We start from the raw sequence: 7,706 nt of genomic DNA on the forward strand, positions 1-7,706 counted from the left end.
AGAACCCTTGATAGCAACAGAGTAGAGGTTAGACACTGATGCAGCCCCTGGACAATGGACCGGACAGACCGGAAGCAGGCGATCCTCAAGCCGTGGAGAAGGCTTTGAGGGCGGTGACTCAGGATCTGAGGCATTTACAGCAAGATTTAGTCGTCAAGTTTTCTGAAGACTTCACGAGGCTTTTGTCTGAAACATCTCGCTTGAGTGAGGAAATCGACAAGCTGCTCATCCAGCAGCAGCAGCAGCAGCAATTCCAGAAGCTGCAATCTCTCTCCCAGGAGCAAAAGGCCCAGCAGGAACAGCTGGTTGAGCGGCTCGAATCCCTTTCCCAGCAGCAAAAGGCCCAGCAAGAACAGCTGACGGCGCAACTCGCTGACTTGGTGGCGGCGCAAGTGCAAGAGCGACTGTCGCCGCAGATTGATGAGCTGGCAGCGGCGGCTAAGCAGTCAGTCGCCGCTGCGGATGCGCGACTGGCACCGGCATCCAATGCCGGTCGCGACAGGAGGGGTGCTGGGGTGTTCCTGGCATCGATGGACGGCACCCTGATGGCCAACTACGAGGCAGCGCGAGAGGAGCTCGACGGCTATCAGAACCGGCTCGCCGAACACCTGAAGCGCCTCAACAGCCTGCAGCAGCAGGGTGAGGTCGTTTTGGAGGCGCTGGTCAACCGTCTGATTGAGCAGCTGAAACAGGAAGGAAACGCTGTCCCAACTGCGGCTGAGCTGTCACAGGAGGATTTGGAACACATATTGCAGAACAGCCAGCCGGCTCAGCTTGGCCCGCAGCTGAACTCCGGCAAAACACCTGTGCTCGCTCCCTCCTCGAAGCCGGTAGCGCCCCCTGTGCCGCCGGTGCCTGAGGCACCCATCGCTCAGCCGGTTGTGCCAAAGGCACCGGCACCGGCAGCTGCGCCCAAACCGGCATCGCTGGTGCAGGTGGGTTTGGTGCTGGCTCTGATTTCTTCGGTGGTGCTGTCGCTGTTTAATGTTTCCCTGAAGATTATCCTCAAGGCTAAGGCTCCCCGGATGATTTTTGGCATCTGGCAGCTGCAAGGATTTATCTCGCCCGGATTCGGGAATTCGCTTTTGATCCTGCTGCTGCGGACAATTGTGGTGATTGCGGTGATGCCAATTCTGGCGACTTTCCTGTACCCGCAAGTCTGGCAAGACCTGAACCGGTTTTTCAAGTCTCGCGATCCTGACCAGTGGCTGAAGGTGGTGGGCAGCGGTTTCTTTCTGTTCCTGTCGCAGGTGCTGATTTATATTGCGATTGGGAATATTCCCACCGGCATTGCGATCACGATTTTCTTTATTTATCCGATTGTGACGGTGCTGGCGTCCTGGTGGCTGTTTGCAGACAAACCTTCGATTGTCCGGATTGCCGCAATGGGCGTGATTACGGGAGGCGGTGTTTTGGCGCTGCCGGCAGGGGGTGCTCAAGGCAATCTCCAGTTGGGCGTTGCTGCTGCAGTGGGAGCCGGTATCGCTTTCGCCGGCTACGTGCTGACGGCGCAGCTGGGGCAGAAAAAGCTGCACCCGATTCCTTTCACTCTGGTTGGATTCCTGTCGATTTTGGTGTTTTGCACAGTCAGTTTGCTGCTGCCTTTACCAAAAGCAATGGCAGTGCAGTTCAACTGGAGTTTGTGGCCCAGTCTGGTGATTGGCAGCGCTATATTGGGGCTGTTCACACTGGCTAGCTATCTGCTGAATAACTTTGCTATTCGCTTTGCGGGGGCGGCGCTAGCGTCGATTATCGGGACGAGCGGGCCGGCTCTGACGGCTTTGTTTGGCTTTGTGATTATTGGGGAGAAGTTGTTAGCCATGCAGATTTTCGGTATGGTTCTGGTGACTTTGGGCGTTGCTGCCATGAGTGTTGAGCGCATGCTCGCTCAGAAGAAGCCGGCGGCTCAAACTGCTAAGTGATAGGTGAGAGGTTCGCACAGGAAGGGTGAATTAACGAGTGTTAGTTCGCCCTTCTTTTTTTATTTGACTCGTTCCCAGTCGTAGGGTGCGTTCCGCCGGCGCACCGGCACCACTTCTGCCAAGTTTTTCCATGCGGCGGAACGCACCGGCTCTCTGGAAGGGTTTTGCCAGGGGCCGGTTAAAAATCCGCGACTGCCATTATATCACATGCTGCTGCTTATGTCAATGTAAAGCGTGTAAATTTTTGTTGCAGTTGCAGATTAACAACAGTATGCGAGCCAGGGGGGAAGCAATCGGCGGTGGCGGAGGTTAGAACCGAGCCGGTACACCCCTCTACCCGCTTCAATTTTGCTCCCTGCCGTTGTGACTGTTATCCTCACCTTTGTCTGGGTTTTGTCTTAGGATATCTGAAGGTACGGGGATGGTGATTTGCAGGAATACCTCAATGGTTATTTGATTGTTCTCACAATTTATATTAGTGATGTTCAATTTTTCGTTTAAAGATTTCGGGATCGCCGATTTAGGAGCCGGCTGACTTGTATATCCGGCTTCCTTGAGCCATGAAGTGATGGTTCTCCAGTTATCTATCTTTTCGCTGCCTTTGCCCACCAGACTCTTAACATATCGATACAGAGTGGCACACAGGTCTGTCTCGACGCCCTTGACGTTCTTTTCCAGGGTTTCGGCTATTTCGGCGGGACTGCAACCGCAGAGTAACCCCCGCAGGTGCAGCTTCTCGGTGGGGGTGAGGGGCTTGCCCTTGGCGGAGGCCAAGTCTGCGTAGAGGGTGTCCAAGTCCCAGTGCATAGCCGCCTGGGGGAAGGGATCGCCGGTGGGTGCCATAGGTGGGGAGGGAAATTCCTGATGAAATCCTAGCGAAATTCCTGATGGGGGTCAGGAGACGGATGAGTTTGGTTAGCTTATATTAGATGTTAAGGGCATCGTACAGCAGTGCGATGCGCTTGTTAAGGGGATCGTACAGCAGTGCGGTGTGCCGGTCAAGTGGGCCAGGGAGCCGGCTATCACCCCCATACCTGCCTCAATCAGTGTCACACATCTGAAAGCCGCAATTTCAGTGAGGAATGGAATGTCAAGCAGTCTCTGGATTGCTTTTGAGTATAACATCCCTGGAGTTTTCCCTGATCCCACTTGTGAATATGGTCACTGTCAACCCTTACTTGTTTGGAGAAATCAAAATAATGGCTACCTTAACTTTGATGAAGAAATTATCGCTCACTATAGTTGGAGCGGTATTTATGGTTTTCGGAACCGGAGCAACAGTACGTGCAACGACTTTTTATGTTTCCACCGACAACGGAAAAGTTGGAACAGTCAATCACACAACAGGAGTATTTAGCCCAGTTTCCAGTGGCCCAACTTTTTCTGACATCGCTTTATCTAATTCAGAAGAACTTTTCGGCATCACTTTCAGTGAGTTGTATCGCATCAACACAACCACGGGTATATCCTCATATATTGGCAATCTGGGTAATTCCATGAATGGTTTGGGGTTCACTACCAGTAATTCGCTCTATGGAACAGGGGGGGCGGGTTTCTACTCCATCAACACCTCAACTGGTGCTGCATCGTTAGTATCTAATATTGCTGGCTTCAGTAGCAGTGGTGATATAGTATATGATCCTGTTAACAATAGATTTCTAGGTACATCAGTCGGTGATAGCTTGTGGTCGATTGCTTTGGATGGCACAGCTAGCAAAATCGGTAATATTGGTTTTGGTGGTGTCTATGGTTTGGCTTTTGACGATCATGGGGTTTTATACGGCTACACCGGTAATCGGCAGCAAATTATTATCAATTTAGCAACAGGAATAGGTACATTCAATCAAAGCGTTACAGGTTTTTCCGGTGAGATATGGGGTTCCGCATCACTGCCGTCAACAGGCCCACAAACTTCTGTACCCGAACCTGGTACAGTTTTCGGATTGCTGGGAGTTGGAGCTTTGGGTGCTGGTTCGATGTTCAAGTGTAAAAAGCAAAAGAAAGCGACAGGAACAGCATAACCATTATCGCTCTCCTTTTCCCTCTGTAGCTATTAGCAAGGCGAGCGCCCTTTACTCGTATTGGCAAATTAAAAGGCGTTCGCCCACACCCTAGCTTCGATACTGTTAGCAACCTGTAACATTCTGCTAACTCACCGGCACCCCCGCACCCACCGGCACCCCCGCACCCACCGGCCACCCCCATCCCTTGGCGTCACCGCAACGGCGGCGGTTCAAAAAACCCTAACTTCTCTATTCCCTCCCCATCTCTAACTTCCCCAGCATAATTAAACTTTCTAAATCTTCCACCGCATCAGGCAGATAACTTTTTACCCACAAGTGTTGAATTCTGTCACAAAACTTTACATTTTAGCTTACATTTATCCTGCCCTGAGTAAAAATGCTTAGCCAGAGAGAAGTCGTTCTATCCAGTGGACATAGCTGATTTCTTGACACATACAACATTGAAGATAGCGGAGTTTATCTAGTAGCGTAGTCCCCCATTCTTTAGGAATATCTACTATCTTTAATATCAGGTAAGCTATCAGCGAAACATAAATTTGTATAGCTATACCATTTACATTTTTAGTAATCAGCTTATCCAACTTAAGGTGCATTTTAAGAAACTTCCATAGCAACTCTATGTGCCACCTATATTTGTAGATTTCCATAAGCTCTTCATCAGAGACTTCGGCCCGCTCCAAATTGGTGGCCAATCTATACTCAGCACGCTTTTCAAGATCGCAAAAGTTAACAACTCTATATATTCCTGAGTCCTTGCCTGTCCCAACTAGAAACTGCCCCTTATTTTCAGAAAATTGAAGTTTGTAGTTGTTAGGTATGCGCAAGACAAAATACTTGTTTGACTGCTGGGCGAGCCGTAAAAATTTTAAACTAGAAAAGCCCCGATCCATTACCCCTACACCGTTTGGGGGCAAACTAGCTAACATCTCTTTTCCATATCTGTAGTCAGAGTCGTATCCAAAATTTATTAAGTTTTCTTCTGGAACTCCTGTGGTTAAATTTAAGGAGCTAACAAGCTTTACTTGGTAGTATTCTTGCAGCCATAGCAATTTACTCGTTAGAGTAATGACAGTTGAATCAATAGGACACAGCTCATATTTTTGAAGGCTTTTTTGACGGCAAATTTCCTCATTAAGTTGTTGATAAAGTCTCAGAAATGGCTCTTGACTTCTGGACGCATTAGCTTTGGAGAAAGTTGAAATATCTAGCTCATAGCCAGTTCCATTTAGTCGCTTGAATATATCTCTCATACTGGTCAAGCTTTTATCCATTGCATAGCTCAACCATATGGACATAAACAAGCGGGTGTTAAGGACAGGATAATCATTTTTAGGCAAAGAAGCCAAACGATTTTGGACAATCTTAGAGAATGAGTTGAGCACAGGTTATTAACAGGATTGATTTGACCGTAGCCCAAATCATAGCACGTTTTGGGCGCTTTTTTTATGTCGAATTGTTAAGATTCAACACTTGTGCTTTTTACCGCCCTCCTAACCGACTGCAAAGCAGTTTCTTCAGCACATCCCAACATCCGGCTAATGTCGCCGATATCTATACCGCGACTCGCTTGCAGCTTCATCAAAACCAGATAAGGCAGCCCGATAACAGGCAAACCATCAGGAGCCCGATTAGGATTCCTAATAGCCTCCCTAACCCAAGGCTCCTCTGATTCAAGTACATTCAAAATATCGCCATCTCGCAGTTGCCAAGTTCCGCTCCCAATGCTGAGTTCTCCCACTCTCCTGCTGCCGGCTCCCTCTAATTCCCGATACACCTTAGACGCATCCTTAGTCAGTACCAAAATATCGAGGTCATCAGTGATCCTTTCCGGCATATAAAGCCGAGTCGCAATGCCCCCCACTACTACAAATGGACTCTTTTGGAGAATAGCCTTAATATTACTCACGGGACGATTCCAAGTTCTTCTATTGATAAATTCTACACTGCTGCCGGTGCCAGGACGGCACCGGCGAAGCGCAATTTCAAGGTATAGCTTGCGTCTGACTTCTGGACGTTTCAGATTCTCCACAATCCCCCCACTCTCACTGACTTTCGCATTTATACCTCCCTCTCTTCCTTGGCGCTCCTTCACGGGGGCGGTTCAAAAAACTCCTCCCAACACCCAAACATAAAGCGCCCCAGGACCGTGCATACCAATCGTCAAAGTTAACTCAATATCCGCCGTGCGACTTGGACCCGTCACAAAAACACAATACCCCTCATTTTTCACCTCCTCAAACACCTCATGCAAACCGGCACGCAAAGCCCCCGCACCCAAAATTGCCAAATGAACCCGAGGCAAAAGAGAAACCAAACGAGGTTGCAACTCTGACGAGCGCAACACCAGCGTACCCGTTTCAGGAAGCGCCATATCAACCCCCGTCACCCCCAGATCGCACCCCGCCAGCAACTCCTTCTCCGCATAAGGCGACACCATATCCACCCCCAGCTCCCCCAGCATCGCAGACACCCCCAACTCCTGCAACACCGGCGTCTCCCAAGCTGTTGCCTTCCGCACCCCTTCCGCCGCCACCAACTCCGCCAGCGCCGCTCTCAAATCCCCCTCTCCCGCTATCCGCCGAGTTTTCCCCCCGACGCGCTCAATTTCTGCCAGCAAAAGCTCTAATTCCGCCGGCACATCCCCCGCCACCCGAGGAGTCACCCGCGCACTTGCCGGTGGCGGCGGCGCAACCGCTTCCCCCTCCCGCCGCAGCGCCGCACGCACCTCACTTAAAATACTATTTCGAGCCGAATTATCACTCATATTACATCTCACTCCCGTGATACAGATTTGATTTAATCGCGCAACATATGTTTCTTGCTCCCCCCTTTTTAAGCTATCCATTACCCACATTTTTCTTAACATAAAGTACATATTTCTTAAAAAATCCTGGAACATTGATGGGCTATAGTTTTAAGCATCCTGGGGCTAGAAGCGGGGAGCAATTAAGTTATGCTTGAATGGGCCAGTAGTGAGCTACAATACGCTCAACTAGGAGATCAGCGACGCCACAAGCGCTTCATTCGGATTGTGGACGATTTGGTGAGCCAACCTGGGGCGAGCGTGCCACAGGCATCAGGAGATAAAGCGGCCACTACCGCCGCCTATGATTTTTGGAAGTCTCCCTATTTTAGTCCGGCTGATATCCGTCAAGCTCATCAAAAGAGTACGATTGGCAGAATTCAGCGCCTTGAGCGAGTTTTAGCAATTCAGGATACCACAGACTTAAACTTTACTCATCATCCGGCCACCTCAGGACTTGGCCCGACTGATCATCCGGCACTGCGGGGGCTAAAAGTCCATTCAACCTTTGCCGTCAGCGAGCTCGGAGTGCCACTGGGATTAATAGATCAACAGGTATGGGCAAGAGATCCACAAACGGTGGGCATTGCTCAAAAGCGCCGTCAGCGAGAAACCAAAGATAAAGAGAGTCAGCGCTGGCTGAATGGACTGTCGCTGACACAACAGATAGTCCCGCCAGACATTGAGGTAGTGACAGTAGCGGATCGGGAAGGAGACATCTACGAACTATTTGCCATGCCCCGCCCGGCTAATTCACATTTGTTAATTCGCTGCACCCACAATCGCCGTGTCGAACATCAGGCAACTTATTTGCATGAAGCCATGCGTCAAACTCCCTCAGTTGGCCACCTAATTTTAGAGCTGCAGCGTCATCCAGAGCGTCCGGCAAGAATGGCCACCCTCACCCTAGGCTTCACCCCCATTAAAATTCAACCACCGCGCCATCATTTGAACCGA

General features: G+C 50.0%; 7 protein-coding genes. 3 read left to right on the plus strand and 4 right to left on the minus strand.

Annotation, left to right across the window (positions count from 1 at the left end; genetic code table 11):
• The first annotated feature begins 38 nt into the window (after positions 1-38).
• On the plus strand, positions 39-1,922 hold the full coding sequence (locus OSC10802_RS0135300; protein WP_017721478.1) for a DMT family transporter: 1,884 nt from the start codon (positions 39-41) through the stop codon (positions 1,920-1,922).
• Between the two features lie 342 nt (positions 1,923-2,264).
• Here the strand turns inward: OSC10802_RS0135300 and OSC10802_RS0135305 are convergent, their stop codons facing one another.
• Positions 2,265-2,765 carry a hypothetical protein gene (locus OSC10802_RS0135305; protein ID WP_017721479.1) on the minus strand — a complete coding sequence of 167 codons (501 nt, stop codon included), beginning with the start codon at positions 2,763-2,765 and terminating at the stop codon, positions 2,265-2,267.
• A 239-nt stretch (positions 2,766-3,004) separates the two neighbouring features.
• Between OSC10802_RS0135305 and OSC10802_RS52125 the strand changes: the two genes are divergently transcribed.
• The gene (locus OSC10802_RS52125; protein WP_017721480.1) at positions 3,005-3,943 is read left to right on the plus strand and encodes a PEP-CTERM sorting domain-containing protein; all 939 of its coding nucleotides are present in this window, start codon (positions 3,005-3,007) and stop codon (positions 3,941-3,943) included.
• 383 nt (positions 3,944-4,326) lie between these two features.
• On the opposite strand, the gene OSC10802_RS0135315 is transcribed toward OSC10802_RS52125, so the two are convergent.
• From OSC10802_RS0135315 to OSC10802_RS45210, 3 genes are all read right to left on the minus strand, one after another.
• Positions 4,327-5,328, minus strand: a complete 1,002-nt coding sequence (locus tag OSC10802_RS0135315) for an IS4 family transposase (RefSeq protein WP_044170133.1) — start codon at positions 5,326-5,328, stop codon at positions 4,327-4,329.
• 74 nt (positions 5,329-5,402) lie between these two features.
• Complete coding sequence (locus tag OSC10802_RS43295; RefSeq protein ID WP_155969138.1) at positions 5,403-6,038, minus strand: hypothetical protein; 636 nt, start codon at positions 6,036-6,038, stop codon at positions 5,403-5,405.
• A 9-nt stretch (positions 6,039-6,047) separates the two neighbouring features.
• Positions 6,048-6,710, minus strand: coding sequence for a LutC/YkgG family protein (locus OSC10802_RS45210; RefSeq protein ID WP_017721482.1), 663 nt, complete (start codon positions 6,708-6,710; stop codon positions 6,048-6,050).
• A 189-nt stretch (positions 6,711-6,899) separates the two neighbouring features.
• Here OSC10802_RS45210 and OSC10802_RS0135330 point away from each other — a divergent pair.
• Positions 6,900-7,706, plus strand: an 807-nt coding sequence (locus OSC10802_RS0135330) for an IS4 family transposase (protein WP_017721483.1), incomplete at its 3' end; no start/stop codon positions are given.

The sequence above is a fragment of the Kamptonema formosum PCC 10802 genome, from assembly GCF_000332335.1.
In the GTDB taxonomy this organism is placed as follows: Bacteria; Cyanobacteriota; Cyanobacteriia; order Cyanobacteriales; family Oscillatoriaceae; genus Oscillatoria.